Genomic DNA, 18127 nt, shown 5'->3' with positions numbered 1-18127 from the left:
GACGCGCCGGATGGACCCGACGCGCCGGATGGACCCGACGCGCCGGATGGACCGGACGCACCGGTTGTGCCGGATGCGTCCGTCCCGGCCCGGCCCCGCCGGCGCGGCCGTACGCCCCGGCTGATCGGCGCCGCCGCCCTGCTCGGCCTGGTCGCCGGCACCTGTGCCGGGTACCTCGTCCAGGCCGACCGCGAGCCCACGAAACTGCCGTCGCTCTCCCAGCCGGTGATCGGGCGGGCCAAGGGCGAGGTCGAGCCGCTCTCGGCCGCGCAGGACAGCAAGGTCAGGACCGACGGCGACCTGCGCAAGCTGCTGCTGGCGAAGCCGCGCGGCGCGCGGGAGGCGGACTGGGTGCCCCGGGACGGCTGGATGGACCTGGCCGCGTACGCCGACGAGTACACCGACGCGGGCGAGAAGTTCAGCTCGCTCGTGACGGACCAGTTCCGTCGGGCGGCCGTCACCGGTTGGAAGGTCGGCAGCGCGTACAGCGTGGAGATCCGGCTGGTCCAGTACCGCCAGGAGGACTCCATGGCGGCCACCGATGCCAGCCACAACCTCCAGGACGACGCGGAGTCCGTGTCGCCGACCGACAGCTGGAGCATCCCCGGAACCGGGGACGGCAGGGCGTACGTGCACAACCACGCGCCGCTCTACAGTGCCGAGGCGCACGCCTGGCGTGGGGACATAGCGATGGAGATCTGGGCCTACAGCACCAAGCCGATCACCAAGAAGACGATCACGGACCTGGCCGAGCGGCAGATGGAGCGGCTGTGACCGAGAACCGGAACGAGCCCCGCCGCCGGGGCCGTGTCGCCGCCGTCGTGGGTTCCGTGCTGCTGGCCGGGGTCGTCGTGGCCGGGGTGGGCTACACCGTCGTGACCGTGCAGGGCGCCGACCGCGACGCGGGTGCTCCCGGGTGGAAGTTCCCGAAGGCCGCGGCCGACAAGAACCGGACGGAGTCGCGCAAGGGGCTCGCCGGCATGCTCGTGCCGTACGGGACCGGCACCTGGACCCGCGGCCCCGACATCGGACAGTTCGGTGCCGACGCGCAGCTGAACGGCGCCCAGGCCACGGCCCTGCGCAAGGAGTCGGTGAGCGGCCTGCCCCGTTCCCTGCGCAAGCGGATGGAGCAGCAGATCGACCGGCAGCACCTCAAGGGCATGGCGATGCGCAGCTACTACAGCGACCATTCCAAGGCCTACCTCTGGAACGAGCAGATCTACTCGGTGAACATCGTGCTGGCCGAGATGGAGGACACGGCCGCGGTGCGCTCCGCCTCCAGGCTCCAGAACACGTTCCTCGACACCCTGGGCGTCCTGCGTGCGGGCCCGGAGATCAAGGGCCACGAGAACGCCAAGTGCTTCCGCTCGCCCAAGGGCTCCGACGAGGACCTCGGCATGATGCTCTGTTCCGGCTATGTCGGCGACATCCTGGTCAACGCCACCGCGTACGGCCCGCACTCGCTCGACGCCGACGGAGTCGCGAAGCTCATGACCACCCAACTCGACCGCATCGCCGAACCGGGGAAGGCCGTATGAGCGAGCAGGAGACGGCGCCGGGGACGGCACCGGAGACGGCACTTGAGACGGCGCCGGAGATGACGCAGGAGGCGGCGCCGGCGATGGCGACCGCGGCCGCCCCGCAGCCCGGGGCGCCGGCCCGTCCCGAGGCCGAGGCCGAGGCCGAGGTTCCGACCCCGGCCCCCGGCAAGGACCGCCGCGCCCTGCGGGCCGTCCTGCGCTGGACCGCGGCCGTCGCGGTCTTCGCGGTGGTCGGGGCGGGAACGGCGTACGGGATCACCCGGATGGACCGGACGGACGTCCCCGGGCTCGCCACCGCCTCGGACGGCCGCTGGGACTACCCGGAGCTGACCAGGCCGCCGCTGCCCTCCGGCAGTCCCGCGCCGTTCGCCGATGCGAACCCGGCCGGCGCCCACTACGCCGACCTGCGCGCCCTGCTCCTGCCCGCGCCCGAGGGCGCGCAGGAGGACAAGGCGCTGCGCGGCCCGGACGGCTGGCTGGCGACGAAGGACTACCTGGCGGAGTACGCCGTCAAGGAAGAGCGGGACGAGCTGCGGCAGAAGCTCGTCGACAACGGCCTGCGGCACATCGCGGCCCGCGGCTGGACCACCCCGGACGGCACCCGGACCCGTATCTACCTGCTGCAGTTCGGCACGGCGAACGTCGTGGACAACCAGTTCGCGAGCGACAACGTCGCCTACAGCACCCCGGCCTACCAGGTGCGCGGCTCCGGCGAGGCCGTCTACGACGAGGGCTTCCCCGAGAAGGCCGCCGTCTCCGGGGTCGAGCGCACCGCCTACGTCGAGTCGAAGCCGTACGGCGCCGAGCAGGTCCGGCAGGCCTACGTCGCCGCGGGGGACGTCTTCGCGGTGGTCCTGCAGTCCCGGAAGGGGACCGCACCCGCCGTCCCCTTCCAGCAGACGGTCGTCCTGCAGAGCCAGCTGCTCGGCTGATCCCGAGGGGACGCCCGAGGGCGTACCTGACCGGGAGCCCCGGGCCCCGGACGCGTAAGCTGGGGCCCGGCTCTGTCGTACGCCCACCCTCGCTCAAGGAGCACCCGTGGAGATCTTCTTCGAAACCCTGCTGGTCCTGGTCTGCGTCGGCGTCCTCGCCTTCGCCGGGCTGACCGTGAAGAAGCTGTACCAGGGCCAGCGCTGACCCCCACCTAGGAACTGCCGCTCATGATCGAGATCCCGTCCGACCTCCACAAGGACCTGGTCCCCCTCGCCTTCCTGCTCGGTAACTGGGCCGGCGCGGGCGTCCACGACTTCCCCGGCTCGGAGAAGTGCAACTTCGGGCAGGAGGTCACCTTCACCCACGACGGCCGGGACTTCCTGGAGTACCACTCCCACACCTGGGTGCTGGACAACGACGGGAACAAGGTCCGTCCGCTGGAGTCGGAGTCCGGCTTCTGGCGCATCGACGCGGGCCGCAAGGTCGAGGCCACGATGACCCGCGACGACGGCGTCATCGAGATCTGGTACGGCGAGCTGGCCGACAAGAAGCCGCAGATCGACCTGGTCACGGACGCCGTGGCGCGCACGGCCGCCTCCCAGCCCTACAGCGGCGGCAAGCGCCTGTACGGCTACGTCAAGAGCGACCTCATGTGGGTCGGCGAGAAGCAGACCCCCGAGGTCGAGCTGCGCCCCTACATGTCGGCCCACCTGAAGAAGGTCGTCACCCCGGAGGAGGTCGAGCGCTGGGCCAAGGCCCTCCCGGACGACCTGCCCGACGACGGCATCGCGTTCTTCAAGTAGGCCTTCCACCGGGTGGCTCTAGACTTTCCAGTGTGGTGAGCACCGACTGGAAGAGCGACCTCAGGCAGCGCGGCTACCGGCTGACGCCGCAGCGGCAACTTGTGCTCGAAGCCGTGGACACCCTTGAGCACGCGACCCCCGACGACATCCTCGGTGAAGTGAGGAAGACCGCGTCGGGGGTCAACATTTCCACCGTGTACCGCACGCTGGAGCTGCTGGAGGAGCTGGGCCTGGTCAGCCACGCCCACCTCGGCCACGGCGCGCCCACCTACCACCTCGCCGACCGCCACCACCATCTGCACCTGGTGTGCCGCGACTGCGAGAACGTCATCGAGGCCGATGTGGACGTGGCCGCGGAGTTCACGGCCAAGCTTCGGGGGCAGTTCGGCTTCGACACCGACATGAAGCACTTCGCGATCTTCGGCCGCTGCCAGGACTGTTCGCTCAAGGGTTCAAGTACCAAGTCGTAGGCTTACCCGTATGAAGAGCCCTCTGCTGTCCCTGCCCGGCGCCGTCCCCGCCGAGGGTGTGGACGAAGGCGTAGCCGCCCACTACGGCGACCTGTTCCGCGAGCAGCGCGCCCTCGCCGACGGCACCGGATTCGTCGACCTCTCCCACCGTGGGGTGGTCACCGTGTCCGGCGAGGACCGCCTCAGCTGGCTGCATCTGCTGCTCACCCAGCACGTCAGCGAACTGCCCGCGGGCGAGGCCACCGAGGCACTGATCCTCTCCGCGCACGGCCACATCGAGCACGCGCTGTACCTGGTGGACGACGGGACGACGGTCTGGGCCCATGTGGAGCCGGGCACCCAGGAGGCACTGCTTGCCTACCTGGAGTCGATGAAGTTCTTCTACCGGGTCGAGGTCGCCGACCGCACCGCCGACTTCGCGGTCGTCAGCCTCCCGGCCGGCTCGATCGCCGAGGTGCCGGAGGGCGTCGTCGTACGCGAGACGGCGTACGGCCGTGACCTCTTCCTGCCCCGTGCCGACCTGGAGTCCTTCGCCGCCGAGTCCGGCCCCGCGGCGGGTCTGCTCGCCCACGAGGCGCTGCGCGTCGAGCACCACCGGCCCCGCGTCGGCTTCGAGACCGACCACCGCACGATCCCGCACGAGCTGGGCTGGATCGGCACCGCGGTCCACCTCCAGAAGGGCTGCTACCGCGGCCAGGAGACGGTGGCCCGGGTGCAGAACCTGGGCAAGCCGCCGCGCCGCCTGGTCTTCCTGCACCTGGACGGCAGCGAGGTCCACCTGCCGGTCCACGGCACCGAGATCCGCCTCGCGGACGAGGACCCCGACGGCCGCAAGATCGGCTTCGTGACGACGTCGGTACGCCACCACGAGCTGGGCCCGATCGCGCTGGCGCTGGTGAAGCGCAACGTCCCCACCGACGCGCGGCTCGTGGCGGGGGAGACGGCGGCGGCCCAGGAAGTGGTCGTCGAACCGTAGGGCTCCGGGAGCCTTGGACATCCGGGAGCCCTGGACATCCGGGAGTCCTAGATCTCCAGCAGCACCGTGAAGGGCCCGTCGTTCGTCAGGGAGACGCGCATCTGGGCCCCGAACCGGCCCGTCGCCACCGTCGCGCCCAGGGCGCGCAGCTGGGCGACGACCTCGTCGACCAGGGGCTCGGCGACGTCGCCCGGGGCCGCCGCGTTCCAGGTGGGGCGGCGGCCCTTGCGGGCGTCGCCGTAGAGGGTGAACTGGCTGATGACGAGCAGCGGGGCATCGATGTCCGAGCAGGACCTCTCGTCGTGCAGCATGCGGATCGACCAGAGCTTGCGGGCCAGTTGGGCCGCCTTCTCCTTGGTGTCCTCGTGGGTCACCCCCACCAGGACGCACAGGCCCTCGCCCTCGATCGCGCCCACCGTCTCGCTGTCCACGACGACGCTCGCGCCGTCCACTCTCTGCACCACCGCACGCATGCCGACCATCATGCCGGGTGCCCCGGCCGTGGTCACAGGCGGTCCATTATTGATCCTTAAGCCCCCATCTGGGGCCGTTCGGGGGCACTCGGTCACATAGCGGCCACTTGGGGTGGCACGATGCTTCCACACGCCGGTCGAGGGGACGGTCACACGCACATGAGCACACCGAGTACCGGGCGGCTGGAGACCTACCGGCCGCCCGCGCAGCGCGGCGACGGCCCGTCGCTGCCCACGGAGCCGCCCGAGCACGACCTGGCCCGGCTGAGCCTGCCCGAACTGCGCGTCCTGCGCCGTGACGCGCAGCGCGACGAGGCGGACCTCAGCTATGTGCGGCGGCTGCTGCAGGGCCGGATCGACATCCTGCGCGCGGAACTGGCCCGGCGCGGCCGGGCGTCCGTGCCGGCGCCCGCGGACGCCTCCGTGGTGGAGCGGCTCCCGGAGATCCTCACCGACGCCCCGGCCCGGCAGCGCTCCTCGGCCCGCCATGTCACGCTCGGCACCCCGCACAACGAGGAGTACCGGCTGCTGGCCGCGGAGATGCTCGGCGAGGTCGAACTGTCGGACCTCAAGGCCCGCACCGACCTGGAACTGACCACCGCCATGGGCCGCCTGGTCCGCTACGAGCAGGAGGTCTCCCGGCGCCGCCAGCGGCTGCAGCGCATCACCGACGACTGCAGCGGGGAGACCGCCCGCCGCTACCGGGTGGGCGAGGCACAGGTGGACGATCTTCTGACCTGACGGGACCTGACGGGACCTGACGGGACCTGACGGGACCTGACGGGACCTGACGGGACCTGATCTCCCGACCCGACGGGACCCGAGGGCGAGGCGGGCGAAAGCCGGGTGGGCGGGCGGGAGAAATCAGCGCGACACGGCCCGGGCCGCGCGCCTACCGTGACCCCATGACCATCGACGTCCGCACCGTGACCGAGGCCGACTTCGCGGACTGGCACCGCGCTCTGAGCACCGGATTCCTGCAGGAACCGGTGCTGACGGCCGAGCAGTTGGACGCGCGCCGCCGGCAGTTCGTCGAGGGTCGGCTGCTCGGCGCCTTCGACAACGGCCGCTGTGTGGCGACGTACCGCTCCTTCGCCCAGGAGGTCACCGCGGTGGGCGGCGCCCCCGTCCCCGCGAACGCCGTCTCCAACGTCACGGTCACCCCCACCCACCGCCGCCGCGGCCTGCTGACCCGCATGATGAGCCGGGACCTGGCGGTGGCCAAGGAGCGCGGCGACGTCGTGGCGACCCTGATCGCCGCCGAGTACCCGATCTACGGCCGTTACGGCTTCGGCCCGGCGACCTGGACGACCCAGTGGACCGTCGAGGTCCCCCGCGCGGGCCTCGATCCGCGCTGGTCCGGCCCGGAGGACGGCGGCCGGATCGATCTCGTGGACGGCGAGGACGTCCGCAAGCTCGGCCCCGAGCTGTACGAGCGCATCCGCCCCGCCCAGCCCGGCGCCGTCAGCCGGAACGAGCTGTACTGGCAGGTGCGCACCGGCGTCGTCCGCTTCGGCGGCGGGTGGACCGAGCCTTTCTACGGGGTCTACCGCTCCGCCTCCGGTGAGGTCGAGGGCATGGTGTCGTACGAGTCCGACGACAACTGGCACGACAAGCAGCCGCACAACACCGCCGACGTCAACTGGTTGATCGCCGCGACCCCGGCGGCCGAGGGCGCCCTGTGGCGGTACCTGTGCTCGATCGACTGGATCACCAAGGTCAAGAGCGGCTGGCGCGGCCCGGACGACCTGCTGCCGCTCTTCCTGCCCGACCCGCGCGCCGCCAGGATCACCCACCACGCGGACTGGCTGTGGGTGCGGATCCTGGACGTCGTACGGGCCCTGGAGGCGCGGACGTACGAGGGGACGGGCCCGCTGGTGCTGGAGGTCGTGGACGCGGGAGGACTGGCCGGGGGCCGGTTCCGGCTGGAGGCCTCGCCGGAAGGTGCGTCCTGCACTCCGGCGGGCGGTGCCGCCGTCGATCTCACGCTGCCGGTGGGCGAGTTGGCCACGGTCTGGCTCGGGGACGAGTCCCTGGTGCGGCTCGCGGCGCTCGGCCGGGTCCGGGAAGAACGAGAGGGCGCCGCCCGGAAGGCCGACGCCCTGTTTCGCACGTCCGGGCGACCGTGGTGCCCGGACATCTTCTGAGGCTCCCCTCGTCCGGCCGACGCTGACTGTGCATCCGTAGCTGACTGTTCAGTTGTGGCTGTGCCATGACCGTGTTCAGTTGTGGCTGTGCCGACTGTTCAGTTGTGACTGTGCGCTCCGGTGGCCGCCCCCTGCCCGGGCTCCCGGCTCCCCTCCGGAAGGGAGCCCGATCGGCCAACCACTGAGGAAGCTCGACCATGTTGTTCAAGTTGGCTACCAACTTCACTGTACTTATCTCCGCTTGGATGCGGCTCATAACCACCTTTCCGTGAACTGCCGGAAGATGGCGGGAAGTTGTAGTGTTTGTTCGTGGACCCGGAACACGCCTCCGCCAGTGAACGGAAGAGGCCACAGCGGTCACGCACGTCACATCGCGAGGTGGCCGACGAGCTGCGCGCCCGGATCCGTTCCGGTGCGCTGCGACCGGGCCAGCGCATGCCCACCCAGGCCAAGCTGGCCGACGAGTTCGGCGTGGAGCGCGGTGCCGTACGGGAGGCCCTGCGCATCCTGCAGTCGGAGCGCCTGCTCACCAACGTGTCCAAGGGCAGCCCCGCCACCGTGGCCGCGCCCGAGGAGCAGGCCCGCCCCGTGACCGTCCCGGCGGTGCCGCAGCCCACCATGGTGGGCCTCGCCCCGCGCATCGCGGCCGCCTTCGCCGCCCCGCACGTCGAGATAGACGCCCTCTGCCTGACCTCGGTCTCGCTCACGCTGGCCCTGGGCGTCGCGCTGCGCCAGATCCATGCCGGGCAGTTGAAACCGGCCAAGATCGACGTCCGGGTGCTGCTGCCCAGCCGGGACATCGATCTCGCCTTCCCGGCCCCGGTGGACGCCTCCGACGGCGGCCTGCTGCACCGGCGCTGGCTGGCCCAGCGCAACGCCCAGGGTCAGGTGCTGCGGCACAACCTGGAGGCGCTGCGCACCACGCACCGCATGGATGTGCGCGTCTCCTTCCGTGCGCTGCCGTTCACCCCGCCGGTCAAGCTGTATCTGCTCAACGGGTCCGAGGCGCTCTTCGCCTACTACACGCTCAGCCGCCGCGAGCGGGAGATCGACCACGAGCACCTGCAGCTGTACGACGCCGAGGGCACGCGGTCGCTGCTGTTCGCCTTCGAACAGGGCGGCGACCTGCGCGACACCACGTTCGTGGAGCAGTCCCATCTGTGGTTCAACGCACTGTGGGAGACGATCAGTTCGGAGCTGGTGCTGAAGTAGCGAAGACCCGGGATCAGAGGGCCGGGCTCGCCAGGAGCACCGCGAGCAGCACGGCCCCGGCGGAGCTGACCGCCGGGCTCTTGGCCTTGATGCCGACGGAGAGCAGAAGCAGGCCGACGATGCCGGCGGCGCCGTACTTCCACTGGACGAGCTGCTCGAAGCCGACGACGAAGACGGCGCAGAGGAGTGCGAGGACGGGCATGATGGTTCCCCCTTTCGGCCTGCCAACTTGACCAAGTTGGCAACCAACTCTAATTGGGTTGTCCCCACTTGGTCGCTACTCGCAAACAACTTCGGAACAACTCCCCTTAGATGGATCAGGGTTGTAGCGTTTGGTTGTGGCCCAGGAGAACGTGGCAGTGAACGGCAGCAGAAGGCTCACGTCCCAGGAGATCGCCGACATCCTGCGGGAACGCATCCGCACCGGCGACCTGAAGGCGGGCGAACGCCTGCCCACCCAGGCCGAGCTGGCCGAGGAGTTCGGGGTGGAGCGCGGTGCCGTACGCCAGGCTCTTCGGGCGCTCGCGGACGACGGTCTGCTCAGCAACGTCACCAAGGGCAGCCCCCCGCGCGTCGCCGAGCCGGCCCCCGCCCACGACGAGCCCCAGCCGACGATGGTGGGCCTCGCCCCCCGGCTGACCGAGGCGTTCTCCGCGCCGCACGTGCGCATCGACGCGGCCTGCCTGACCGCACAGTCCCTGATCCCCGCCCTGGGTGAGCCGCTGCGCCTGATCCACGAGGGCCGCCTGCGCCCCGACCGGATCGACGTCCGCATCCTGCTGCCGTCCCGGGACATCAACCTCGCGTTCCCGGTCTCGGTCGACGCCCGCCCCGACGACGACACCGTGCACCAGCGCTGGCTGGCGATGCGCAACGCCCAGGGTCAGGTCCTGCAGTACAACCTCCAGGCCCTGCGCTCCACCCACGACATCGACGTACACGTCACCTTCCGGGCCCTGCCGTTCACCCCGCCGGCCAAGCTGTACCTGCTCAACGGGTCGGAGGCGCTGTACGCGTACTACATGATCACGCGCCGCGAGGAGCCGACGGACAGCGGAATGCTGGAGATGTACGACACCGTCGGCTCCGAGTCCCTCCTCTTCTCCTTCGAGAAGCGGGCCGGTCAGCGGGACGCGGCGTTCGTCGAGCAATCCCAGAAGTGGTTCGACGCCCTCTGGGAAACCATCACCACGGACCTGACACTCTCCTAGTGACTTCTGATGCGACTCCTGATGCGAACGAGATCGAGAAGCTACGAGAACTGATCACAGCTGCGCGGGTCGTCCTGTGGGACTTCGACGGGCCGATCTGTCGCCTGTTCGCCGGGCACAAGGCGGAACGGGTGGCCGCGGAGCTGGTGGACTGGCTGGAGCTGCAGGGCCTGCGCGGACTGCTCACCGAATCCGAGCGGGGCACGCTGGACCCGCAGGTGGTGCTGCGCGCGGTGGACCGGCGGCACCCGGGCAGCGATCTCGTCGCCGAACTGGAAGAACGGCTCACCCAGGAGGAGCTGCGGGCCGCCGCCTCCGCCCAGCCGACCGCCTACGCCGACCCGGTGATCCGCACCTGGACGGCCGTCGGATCTCGCCTGGCCATCACCACCAACAACTCCCCCAAGGTGGTCCGTGCCTACCTCGCACAGCGCGGCCTGGGCGAAGTCTTCGCCCCGCACATCTACGGCCGCACCCAGGACCTGCATCTCCTCAAGCCGGACCCGCACTGCCTCAACCGCGCCCTGAACGGGACGGGCGCCCCGCCCGCCAAGGCCCTGATGATCGGCGACACCCCGTCCGACCTGGTGGCGGCCCGTGAGGCGGGCGTTCCGTTCCTGGGTTACGCGCGTAACGAGGCGAAGGAGAAGGTTCTGCGCGCGGCGGGCGCGGGGCAGGTTGTACGGTCGCTGGAGCCGCTTCTGGGTCTACTTCGGAGCGGGCGCCGCGTCGTCGGATAGCATGCCGCCCCATCCGAGCCGCCGTATCGACCACGCCCAGGGAGGGGGGCTTTGCGGGGTGCCGGCACCATCGGGCGTGCGGCACCCAACTCCGGCTGCGCGCACAGCGGGTAGCCGCCCGGTGAGCCCGAACAGAGCCGGGCGAAAATCCGCCGTACCGAACACCACCCAGGATTTCCGTTTCGCTCAGCAGGTGTTGATGGACCATCATCCCCGCGGTCCTCATTCCGCCCGGGCGTCTGCCGCCCGGGACAGGACTGTGGCCCCGGAAGCGAGTCCTCCGGGGCCACAGCGTTAAGCATCACTCGGCGCGCCAACGCCACTGGATGCTGCATCCGAAACCCTCACCAGCACTGCTCCGCGCTCCGGCCAAGGAAAGTCGGGGCAGTGCCTCCGGTTCCGACGATGAACAAGGGTAATGCTCGTGCCTGTTTCCGACCCGCTGCCCCGTAGCATCTGTCTTGCCACGGCCGTGACCGGGACGCTCGGTCCCTACGCCTGGTGGCTCGCCCTGGTCCCGCTCGCGGCCCTGGTCTACGCCGCCCATCGCACCGCCCGCGCCATCCAGCGTCAGCGGCTGGAGCCGGCCGAGAACGAGGTCGGGGAACTGCTGAAGGCTCTGGACGCGTTCGCAGACCGGGCCGTCACCGACCACGACCTGTCGATGCTGCGCACCAGGCGGCACACCTTCCAGCGCCTCGCGACCCTGCACCGGAAAATTCCCGAACTGCTTGCGCTGAACGACGCCTTCCCGCCGGTGTGGGCGATCGAGCCCCCCAGGGACCGCCGGGACCAGGCCCGATATCAGCAGCAGCTGGGCGAGGCCATCGGCAGCCTCCGGGCCGCAGCGGAGACCGCGTTCACCGAGGTGCATCGCCGGCGCAATCGCTGACCTGCGAGGAGCGCCGCCGGCCGGGGCCTCTCGACGGATGACAGGGGCGGGGGCGCGCACCGTTCGGCACGGTCCGGGTCCTTGCCTTGCGTTACGATGCCGCATCGTCCGAGCCACCGCTCGGATCCGTGCGTACTCGTGCGCGAGGAACGGCAACGAGCCGGTCCTCGGCCCTGGCACAGATGAGTGGCGGACCATCCGCCCGGCTGAACCCTTCACTTTTCGCGCGATCGACCCCGGAGCGGCCAGTGGGCGCACCGCCTGTTCCCCGTGCCGCGGCCGGGGGACACGCCGACAGAGTTCGGACGAACGCCGCCGTCCGGGCGTTCGTGGCCCGTGCGGTGGCGGCGGGAGAGGTGAGCGCAGGCTTCCACCACCGCAACCACGTTCTGCCCCTGACCGAGCCGCTCGCCGGGCTGCTCGGCCGGGCGCCGGGCACCCTGGTGACCGTACGGCTGCCGCGTGCGGACGTGGTGCCGGTGGTGATCCGAACCTGGGAGAGCGAGCCGGAGGTCCTGCGGGCGGTCCGGCACGTGCTGCGCCAGGTGCCGGAGTGCCTGGCCGCCGGAGACGGTTACGCCGTCCACAGCCATGTGGACGGAACTGTGCTGGCCGAGGTCTGCGGCCCCGGCAAACCGGTCGACGGGCCGCTCCTGAAGGACCTGGCGGAGCTGCTCGCCGCCATCGTCCAGGTGCGCGGCGGCGCGCTGCCGCCGCTGCCGGCCCACTGGCCGCGCAACCACACCGACTCGCAGGGCTTTCTGCGCGCCCTGGCCCACCTGGCCGACCGCCAGATCTGCCGCCCCAACTGGCGCCGCTACGGCGGCCTGTTCACGGCCCTCGGGGTGCCCGAGGACGCGCTGCTGCGGTTCGCCGACCGGGTGCCGGCGCTGACCCGGCGGCCGTACGGACTGCTCCACGGCGACCTGCACCGCGGCAACCTCGTCGTGCCCACCGCCGGTGAGCCGCCGTTGCACTGCGTGGACTGGGAACTGGCGAGCTACGGCGATCCGTTGCACGACCTCGCCGTCCACCTGGTGCGGATGCGCTACCCGGACCACCAGTGGAACGAGGTCGTCGACGGATGGGCCGACGCCGTGCGCCGGGTGCGGCCCGCCGCCGTGGCCGGCCTCGGCCGGGACCTGCGCCACTACCTTGCCTTCGAACACGCCCAGTCCCTCTACGCCGACGTCATCCGGGCCGCCCGGTCCCTGGAACACTCCTTCGACCGGGCGAGCCTGGAGAGGGCGACGGAGACCGTGCGCGATGCACTGCAGGCGGCCACCGAGCCGCTGCGACTGGGCCGGGTGCCGGGCGAGCGCGAGATCGAGCGCATCCTGTTCCGGCGGGGGGCGTCCCGGCCCGGCCGACGCCCGCGCAGTATCGGCTGGGCGCCCGATCGGAGGGTGCCCGAGCGCTGGGACTTCCCGCACTCGGCCGTCGCCGACGCGCTGTTCCTGGAGGGTGCCGCCCCGGCCGAGCGGGTGTTCAAGGGGGCCGCGCACCTCAGCACGGTGATCCGGGTTCCGGACACCGACTTCCCGGTCGTCGTCCGCCGCGAGGTGACCGTCCTGCTCCGGCGCGAGCGCAGCTTCCTCAGCGAGCACGCCGTGCTCGGGGCCATCGAGCGGTCCGGGGTTCCGGTGGCCGCCCCCCGCGTCCTGGCGCTCGGCAGGAGCCACGCGACCGACCCGGGCCACCGCTATCGCGGGGACCGCTTCGCTGTCCACACCTACGAGGGCGCCCGCGACCTCGGCCGCAGACCCGAGCACCCCGTACACGGACTGCGACCGCACGAGGCGGACTGCCTGGTCGACCAGCTGGCCGCACTGACCGAGGTCGACTACGCCCAGATCGACCCGGTGGGCGGCCGGCCCGGCTTCTACGGCTGGCTGAGCGACCAGCTCGTCGGGCTGGTCGCCGGCCTGCCGAAGGAGTCCCAGCAGCTGGCCCGCTTCCTCGGCCTGCCCGACGCACCCCGGCTGCGCGAGATCCTCGCCCGGCACCACGTCACCGACCGCGACCCCGCCCTGCTGCACGGCGACCTCAACCCCTGGAACCTGGTGCGCCGGGACGACGGCCCGGCCCTCACCCTCATCGACTGGGAGATGGCCGTGGTCGGGGACCCGCTGTACGAGCTGGTCCGGCACATGCACCTCACTCCCACCCGGCCGGAGATCCGCGACCGCCTGTTCCGCCGCTGGGAGGCCCGGCTGGCCGAGCGGTTCACCCGGAACTGGCAGCAGGACTGGCGGGTCTACCGCTGGATCGAGATCGTCCGCTCGGCCTACGTCGACCTCGACCGCCTGGTCACCGGCGCGAGCCTGGACGCCCCCAACGTCCGCCGCGCGGTGGAGTCGTACGCCATGACCCTGGCCGCGGCCACCGCGTCCCTGGGCCTGTCCTCCCGCCGACGCGCTGCCCCGCACCTCGCCTGGCCGACCCTCCCGGACGGCGCTGCGTAGGCTCGTCCCTTGGAAGAGACGGGCCTGCGTGAGCGCAAGAAGCGGCGGATGCACCAGGACGTGTCGGAGCGCTGTTCCTGGAGCGCGGCGTCGACGCCGTGCCGGCCGCACGGTCGCTGCGTGTGGACGGCGAGCTGATCCTCCGGCCGACCGACGACGTGCCGGTACGACCGTGACGGCGGTACGCGAGGCCCTTGCCCACGCGGGATCGGTCGGTGTCGTCGCGGCGCACACCGGCTGTACGTCGTGCTCACGCGGGCGGTGTCCCGGCTCGACGTCGTACACGCGCGGCCGCTGCCGTTCTAGCCGCCCAGTGCGGGCGCCAACTGCTCCTCCTCGTAGTCCAGATGAGCCTCCAGCGCGGCCGTCAGCCGGTCCACCTCGGCACGGGCCGCGGCCGGGTCGGGATGCTCGCCGGAGACCGCCCGGCGCAACTGCTCCACGAGGTCCGCGATACGCCCGTGCTCCTGCTCCAGCCGCTCCAGGGTGGGCGCGAGGTGCGGATGGCGGCCGGCGAGGAACGGGAACAGGGCCGTGTCCTCGCCGGTGTGGTGGTTGTGCAGCCCCGCGCACAGGGTGAGGCAGTTGACGCGGAGCTGGGCGCCGAGACCGGTACCGTCGCCCGCGGCCATCTCCGCGCGGATCAGGTCGAGTTCATGCCGGAACATGTCGTGGACGAGGCGCATCGCCTCGCCGGGGGAGTCCGCGGCGATGTTCGGCGGTCCGCCCTGCGCGATGCTGTGCAGTGCGACGACGGGTATCACCCGGCCGCCCGCCTTCTCCTGGTACGCCTGCCAGCCGGGGTCGGCCTCCACCGCCCGCGCGAAGGCACGGTCGCGCTCCTCGCCGGTGAGCACCTTTGCACGGGCCCGATAGGTGAACACCCCGCTCTCGACGGTCGCTTCGGGGTGGGCGAGCAGGTTGCGGTACCAGTCGGGGTGCCGGGGCGAGCCCCCGGCCGAGGCGATGACGAGAATCCGCTCGCCACCGTCGGCGAGGTAGCCGACCGGGGTGGTGTGCGGGGTGCCGGTGCGGGCACCGGTGGTGGTGAGCAGGACGAGCCGGGCACCTTCGAAGTAGCCGCTCATGCGGCCGTGGTGGGCGCGGAACTCGTCGATGATGTTCTGGTTGAAAGGGTTGGGCACTCGAGCTTCCTTCTCTGCGGCTGATGACTGGTCTCAGTGCGCAGAGAAAGCGGCGGGCTCCTGGCCCGCGCGGACCTCACTCAGAGGCCGGGCACCCAACTCGCTCACGGCACAAGGCCGACCCGGCAGTCATGACGGGGACGCTACCGTCCCTCTCATGACTGATGCCACCGAGTTCCAGGACATCCCCACCACGACCCTGGCCGATCTGCTCGGCCGCGACCAGGTCATGGACCTCGGCATACGGGCGCTGTGGGCCCCGGTGCCGCGGATCGCCGGACCGGCGTTCACCGTGAGCTGCCCGCCCGGCGACAACCTGATGCTGCACGCCGCGATCCACCGCGCGGAGCCCGGCTCGGTGATCGTCGTGGAGTCCGGGGACCTGGACTGGGCGCTGGCCGGCGGCAACGTCTGTGCGGTGGCCCGGCGGCGCGGGGTCGCGGCCTTCGTCGCCGACGGTCTGATCCGCGACCTCGCCGAAGTGCGCGAACTGGGCTTCCCGGTCTTCGCCCGGGGCGTGATCCCGATCCCGGGCGCGAAGAAGGCCGTACGGCCGCTGAACGAGCCCGTGCGCTGCGGGGGCGTACGGATCGAGGCCGGGGACGTGGTCGTGGCCGACGAGGAGGGCGTGGTCGCCGTACCGGTCGCCCGCCGGGCGGAGATCCTTCAGGCCGCGCGGGCCAAGCTGGCCGAGGAGGCGGCGGAGAGCCTGGACGACTGGGAGAAGGCGCACCGCGCCCGGATCGACGCCCTCCTCGCCGAGCGGGGCTTCGAGGGCTGATCCTGGTCGATGATGCTGCTCTTCCTCGATGTCGACGGTCCGCTGATTCCGTTCGGAGCGGTGGACCGCGCCTACCCGGTGTACGACAGCGGCCGGTCCCTGCCGCCCGACGTCACCGCCGGGCATCCGCTGCTGAACCGCGTCGACCCCGCGCTCGGCGGCCGGCTCGCGGGGCTGGGGTGCGAGCTGGTGTGGGCCACGACCTGGATGGACGACGCCAACACCTGCCTGGCCCCCTGGCTGGGCCTGCCCCCGCTGCCGGTCGTGGAGTGGCCCGACGAGGACGAGCCGCCGGGCCTGCTGCACTGGAAGACCCGCCCCCTGGTCGCCTGGTCGGCCGGCCGCCCCTTCGTCTGGATCGACGACGAACTCACCGAGGCCGACTGCTCCTGGGTCGCCGTCCATCACCCGGGTCCGGCCCTTCTCCACCGCGTCGACCACCGCTACGGCCTGACGGAGGCCGACTTCGAGGCGGTACGGGAGTGGCTCGGCAGCACCTGAAGGCCCGCAGGTGTCCGTCAGCGGTCCGGACCCGGCTCGGGAGTGCCGCCCGAGGCCGACTCGGGCTTCGCGTAGAGGATGTCGCGGGCCTGCTCCGCGGCACGGATGACGCTTTCGCCGATGAATTCGACGAAGCGGGCGATGTTCTCCAGGCGGACGGCGGCCGGGGTGTCGGAGCCGAGGATGGTGACGCCCTGTCGTGCGGTCTCGGCGAGCTGGAAGTTGGACCGGGCGCTGGAGACCATCGACTGGTACCAGACGTCGTTGTCGACGACGTAGCGCTCGCGGCGGCCTTCGTCTCGCTCCCGGCGGATGAGGCCCAGGCTTTCGAGGAGCGCGACCGCCTTGGACACGGACGCCGGGCTGACCTGGAGCTGCTGGACGAGTTCGGGCGCGGTGAGACTGCCCGCGTCGGTGGTGTAGAGGCAGACCAGCACCCGGGCCGCCATCTTGTTGGGCAGGCCCGACTGCATGATGAGGGTGGTGAAGGCCTCCCCGTACTCGCGTACCGCCTCGGGGTCGCGTCCGTAGGGCTGCGCGGGTGCCGCCGGGTCCCGGGGCATGGCCTGCCTGCGGCGGTGGGCGCGGCGTTCGGTGGCGCGGTGGGCGAGGTCGGCGCGGTAGGCGGTGGGGCCGCCGTTGCGCATGACCTCGCGTGTGACGGTCGAGGTGGGGCGGTCGAGGCGGCGCGCGATCTCCGCGTAGGCGAGGCCGTCGGCCAGTCCCAGCGCGATCTGCTGGCGTTCCGACTGAGTGAGTCTGCCTCCCGGCATCGCGGTCTCCTTCGCGGTCTTCCCTGGTTCCTGGTGCGTCCAGCATAGCGTTCATTTCTGATCCATTGCAACGAGCGACGCAAGTGTTGTTGCGTTAGATTTCAAGCCGTTGCAACGATTTTCTGCACTCTACCTGCGGTGATACCGCTTCTATGCAACGAATATGTTGCCTGATCCTCGAACGCAACGTAGCTTTTCCTGCATCGGAAACAGTGAAGCCGAAGGAGAGCACCATGCAGAAGCAGGAGTACACGATGGTGAAGTTCGAGACCTCCGCCCCGATCGCGGCCGTCCTCGACATCCCCGCGGGACACGTCCGGTTCATCGCCGCCGACCGGGCCGACACCACGGTCGAGGTCCTGCCCGCGGACGCCGCCAAGAGCCGCGACGTGAAGGCGGCGGAACAGACCAAGGTCTCGTACGGCGACGGTGTCCTGCGGGTCCAGGCCCCGCCGGCGAAGAACCAGATCCTCGGACACTCCGGATCCGTCGAGGTGACCGTCCAGCTGCCCGCCGGCTCCCGCGTCGAGGCGAAGGCGGCCGCCGCCGAGTTCCGGGGCGTCGGACGGCTCGGCGACGTCGCCCTCGAAGGCGCGCACGGCGCGGTCAAGTTCGACGAGACCGAAGGCCTCCGCCTCACCGTCCTCGCCGGGGACGTCTCGGTCGGCCGCCTGCGCGGCCCCGCGGAGATCAGCGTCCAGAAGGGCGACATCACCATCGCCGAGGCCGTGAACGGCACGGTCACGCTGCACACCCAGTACGGCGGGATCGCGGTCGGCGCCGCCCGCGGTGTCTCCGCCTCCCTGGACGCCGGCACCGGCTACGGCCGGATCCACAACGCGCTCAAGAACACCGACGGCGCCGCCGCCGGCCTGAACATCCACGCGACCACCAACTACGGCGACATCACCGCCCGCAGCCTGTAAATCCGCAGCCACTGACAGGGGGGCACCTCTCATGACCGACCTGGCCATCGCAGCCACGGGGTTGCGCAAGTCCTACGGGGACAAGACCGTCCTGGACGGCATCGACTTCCAGGTGCCGGCAGGCACGATCTTCTCGCT

The 18127-nt window shown here is 71.2% G+C and carries 20 protein-coding genes and 1 pseudogene; 17 read left to right on the top strand and 4 right to left on the bottom strand.

Translation table 11 applies throughout. The features are described 5' to 3' along the window. The first annotated feature begins 66 nt into the window (after nt 1–66). From ACIF83_RS43585 to ACIF83_RS43560, 6 genes are all read left to right on the top strand, one after another. Complete coding sequence (locus tag ACIF83_RS43585; protein WP_399735940.1) at nt 67–774, top strand: hypothetical protein; 708 nt, start codon at nt 67–69, stop codon at nt 772–774. Beyond that, on the top strand, nt 771–1538 hold the full coding sequence (locus ACIF83_RS43580) for a hypothetical protein (RefSeq protein ID WP_399735937.1): 768 nt from the start codon (nt 771–773) through the stop codon (nt 1536–1538). Before ACIF83_RS43585 ends, ACIF83_RS43580 begins: the two co-directional genes overlap by 4 nt. Further along, nucleotides 1535–2473: a hypothetical protein gene (locus ACIF83_RS43575; protein WP_399735934.1), complete on the top strand. Its 939-nt coding sequence runs from the start codon at nt 1535–1537 to the stop codon at nt 2471–2473. The genes ACIF83_RS43580 and ACIF83_RS43575 overlap by 4 nt, the downstream gene beginning before the upstream one ends. Before the next feature lie 228 nt (nt 2474–2701). Continuing rightward, nucleotides 2702–3277, top strand: coding sequence for an FABP family protein (locus ACIF83_RS43570; protein WP_399735931.1), 576 nt, complete (start codon nt 2702–2704; stop codon nt 3275–3277). Nucleotides 3278–3309: 32 nt separating this feature from the next. Beyond that, nucleotides 3310–3747, top strand: a complete 438-nt coding sequence (locus ACIF83_RS43565) for a Fur family transcriptional regulator (RefSeq protein WP_145875871.1) — start codon at nt 3310–3312, stop codon at nt 3745–3747. Between the two features lie 10 nt (nt 3748–3757). Further along, nucleotides 3758–4723, top strand: coding sequence for a YgfZ/GcvT domain-containing protein (locus ACIF83_RS43560; RefSeq protein ID WP_393484633.1), 966 nt, complete (start codon nt 3758–3760; stop codon nt 4721–4723). A 47-nt stretch (nt 4724–4770) separates the two neighbouring features. Here ACIF83_RS43560 and dtd read toward each other — a convergent pair whose 3' ends face one another. After that, on the bottom strand, nt 4771–5196 hold the full coding sequence (dtd, locus tag ACIF83_RS43555; RefSeq protein WP_399736033.1) for a D-aminoacyl-tRNA deacylase: 426 nt from the start codon (nt 5194–5196) through the stop codon (nt 4771–4773). Between the two features lie 159 nt (nt 5197–5355). On the opposite strand from dtd, the gene ACIF83_RS43550 reads away from it, so the two are divergent. The 3 genes from ACIF83_RS43550 to ACIF83_RS43540 all read left to right on the top strand — a co-directional run bounded on the left by ACIF83_RS43550 (nt 5356) and on the right by ACIF83_RS43540 (nt 8555). Next, nucleotides 5356–5937 (top strand): aerial mycelium formation protein, encoded by a 582-nt coding sequence (locus ACIF83_RS43550; protein ID WP_399735927.1) that lies wholly within the window; start codon nt 5356–5358, stop codon nt 5935–5937. Between the two features lie 164 nt (nt 5938–6101). Beyond that, nucleotides 6102–7343: a GNAT family N-acetyltransferase gene (locus ACIF83_RS43545; RefSeq protein WP_399735924.1), complete on the top strand. Its 1242-nt coding sequence runs from the start codon at nt 6102–6104 to the stop codon at nt 7341–7343. 303 nt (nt 7344–7646) lie between these two features. After that, nucleotides 7647–8555: a FadR/GntR family transcriptional regulator gene (locus tag ACIF83_RS43540; protein ID WP_399735920.1), complete on the top strand. Its 909-nt coding sequence runs from the start codon at nt 7647–7649 to the stop codon at nt 8553–8555. 13 nt (nt 8556–8568) lie between these two features. On the opposite strand, the gene ACIF83_RS43535 is transcribed toward ACIF83_RS43540, so the two are convergent. Continuing rightward, entirely contained in the window at nt 8569–8757 is a 189-nt protein-coding gene (locus tag ACIF83_RS43535) for a hypothetical protein (protein WP_393484637.1), read from the bottom strand. Between the two features lie 130 nt (nt 8758–8887). Between ACIF83_RS43535 and ACIF83_RS43530 the strand changes: the two genes are divergently transcribed. The 4 genes from ACIF83_RS43530 to ACIF83_RS43515 all read left to right on the top strand — a co-directional run bounded on the left by ACIF83_RS43530 (nt 8888) and on the right by ACIF83_RS43515 (nt 13863). Beyond that, entirely contained in the window at nt 8888–9766 is an 879-nt protein-coding gene (locus ACIF83_RS43530) for a GntR family transcriptional regulator (RefSeq protein ID WP_393484638.1), read from the top strand. Then, entirely contained in the window at nt 9766–10506 is a 741-nt protein-coding gene (locus ACIF83_RS43525) for an HAD family hydrolase (protein ID WP_393484639.1), read from the top strand. The genes ACIF83_RS43530 and ACIF83_RS43525 overlap by 1 nt, the downstream gene beginning before the upstream one ends. 424 nt (nt 10507–10930) lie before the next feature. Continuing rightward, complete coding sequence (locus ACIF83_RS43520) at nt 10931–11398, top strand: hypothetical protein (protein ID WP_393484640.1); 468 nt, start codon at nt 10931–10933, stop codon at nt 11396–11398. A gap of 248 nt (nt 11399–11646) precedes the next feature. Further along, nucleotides 11647–13863: a phosphotransferase family protein gene (locus ACIF83_RS43515; protein ID WP_398141368.1), complete on the top strand. Its 2217-nt coding sequence runs from the start codon at nt 11647–11649 to the stop codon at nt 13861–13863. Nucleotides 13864–14165: 302 nt separating this feature from the next. Here the strand turns inward: ACIF83_RS43515 and ACIF83_RS43510 are convergent, their stop codons facing one another. Then, entirely contained in the window at nt 14166–15008 is an 843-nt protein-coding gene (locus tag ACIF83_RS43510; protein ID WP_399735914.1) for a nitroreductase family deazaflavin-dependent oxidoreductase, read from the bottom strand. A gap of 157 nt (nt 15009–15165) precedes the next feature. Between ACIF83_RS43510 and ACIF83_RS43505 the strand changes: the two genes are divergently transcribed. Together ACIF83_RS43505 and ACIF83_RS43500 are read left to right on the top strand one after the other, a co-directional pair. Next, the gene (locus tag ACIF83_RS43505; RefSeq protein ID WP_399735911.1) at nt 15166–15789 is read left to right on the top strand and encodes an RraA family protein; all 624 of its coding nucleotides are present in this window, start codon (nt 15166–15168) and stop codon (nt 15787–15789) included. A gap of 12 nt (nt 15790–15801) precedes the next feature. Beyond that, nucleotides 15802–16290: an HAD domain-containing protein gene (locus ACIF83_RS43500; protein WP_393484646.1), complete on the top strand. Its 489-nt coding sequence runs from the start codon at nt 15802–15804 to the stop codon at nt 16288–16290. Nucleotides 16291–16307: 17 nt separating this feature from the next. On the opposite strand, the gene ACIF83_RS43495 is transcribed toward ACIF83_RS43500, so the two are convergent. After that, nucleotides 16308–17063 carry a helix-turn-helix domain-containing protein gene (locus ACIF83_RS43495; RefSeq protein WP_399735908.1) on the bottom strand — a complete coding sequence of 252 codons (756 nt, stop codon included), beginning with the start codon at nt 17061–17063 and terminating at the stop codon, nt 16308–16310. Between the two features lie 254 nt (nt 17064–17317). Between ACIF83_RS43495 and ACIF83_RS43490 the strand changes: the two genes are divergently transcribed. Together ACIF83_RS43490 and ACIF83_RS43485 are read left to right on the top strand one after the other, a co-directional pair. Further along, complete coding sequence (locus ACIF83_RS43490) at nt 17318–17989, top strand: DUF4097 family beta strand repeat-containing protein (protein ID WP_399736030.1); 672 nt, start codon at nt 17318–17320, stop codon at nt 17987–17989. Nucleotides 17990–18020: 31 nt separating this feature from the next. Next, nucleotides 18021–18127: pseudogene (locus tag ACIF83_RS43485) on the top strand (ABC transporter); the annotation flags it as partial.

The organism is Streptomyces sp. NPDC085866, from assembly GCF_044541035.1.
Taxonomy (GTDB): domain Bacteria; phylum Actinomycetota; class Actinomycetes; order Streptomycetales; family Streptomycetaceae; genus Streptomyces.
Note: the sequence above shows the minus strand (reverse complement) of the source record. Positions and strands in the feature narration are given on the sequence as shown.

Excerpts from the sequence above, each read along its gene's own strand:
- ACIF83_RS43575 (WP_399735934.1), top strand. The coding sequence starts at position 1,535 with ATGAGCGAGCAGGAGACGGCGCCGGGGACGGCACCGGAGACGGCACTT.
- ACIF83_RS43570 (WP_399735931.1), top strand. The coding sequence starts at position 2,702 with ATGATCGAGATCCCGTCCGACCTCCACAAGGACCTGGTCCCCCTCGCC.
- ACIF83_RS43560 (WP_393484633.1), top strand. The coding sequence starts at position 3,758 with ATGAAGAGCCCTCTGCTGTCCCTGCCCGGCGCCGTCCCCGCCGAGGGT.
- dtd (WP_399736033.1), bottom strand. The coding sequence starts at position 5,196 with ATGCGTGCGGTGGTGCAGAGAGTGGACGGCGCGAGCGTCGTCGTGGAC.
- ACIF83_RS43550 (WP_399735927.1), top strand. The coding sequence starts at position 5,356 with ATGAGCACACCGAGTACCGGGCGGCTGGAGACCTACCGGCCGCCCGCG.
- ACIF83_RS43545 (WP_399735924.1), top strand. The coding sequence starts at position 6,102 with ATGACCATCGACGTCCGCACCGTGACCGAGGCCGACTTCGCGGACTGG.
- ACIF83_RS43535 (WP_393484637.1), bottom strand. The coding sequence starts at position 8,757 with ATGCCCGTCCTCGCACTCCTCTGCGCCGTCTTCGTCGTCGGCTTCGAG.
- ACIF83_RS43505 (WP_399735911.1), top strand. The coding sequence starts at position 15,166 with ATGACTGATGCCACCGAGTTCCAGGACATCCCCACCACGACCCTGGCC.
- ACIF83_RS43500 (WP_393484646.1), top strand. The coding sequence starts at position 15,802 with ATGCTGCTCTTCCTCGATGTCGACGGTCCGCTGATTCCGTTCGGAGCG.
- ACIF83_RS43495 (WP_399735908.1), bottom strand. The coding sequence starts at position 17,063 with ATGCCGGGAGGCAGACTCACTCAGTCGGAACGCCAGCAGATCGCGCTG.
- ACIF83_RS43490 (WP_399736030.1), top strand. The coding sequence starts at position 17,318 with ATGGTGAAGTTCGAGACCTCCGCCCCGATCGCGGCCGTCCTCGACATC.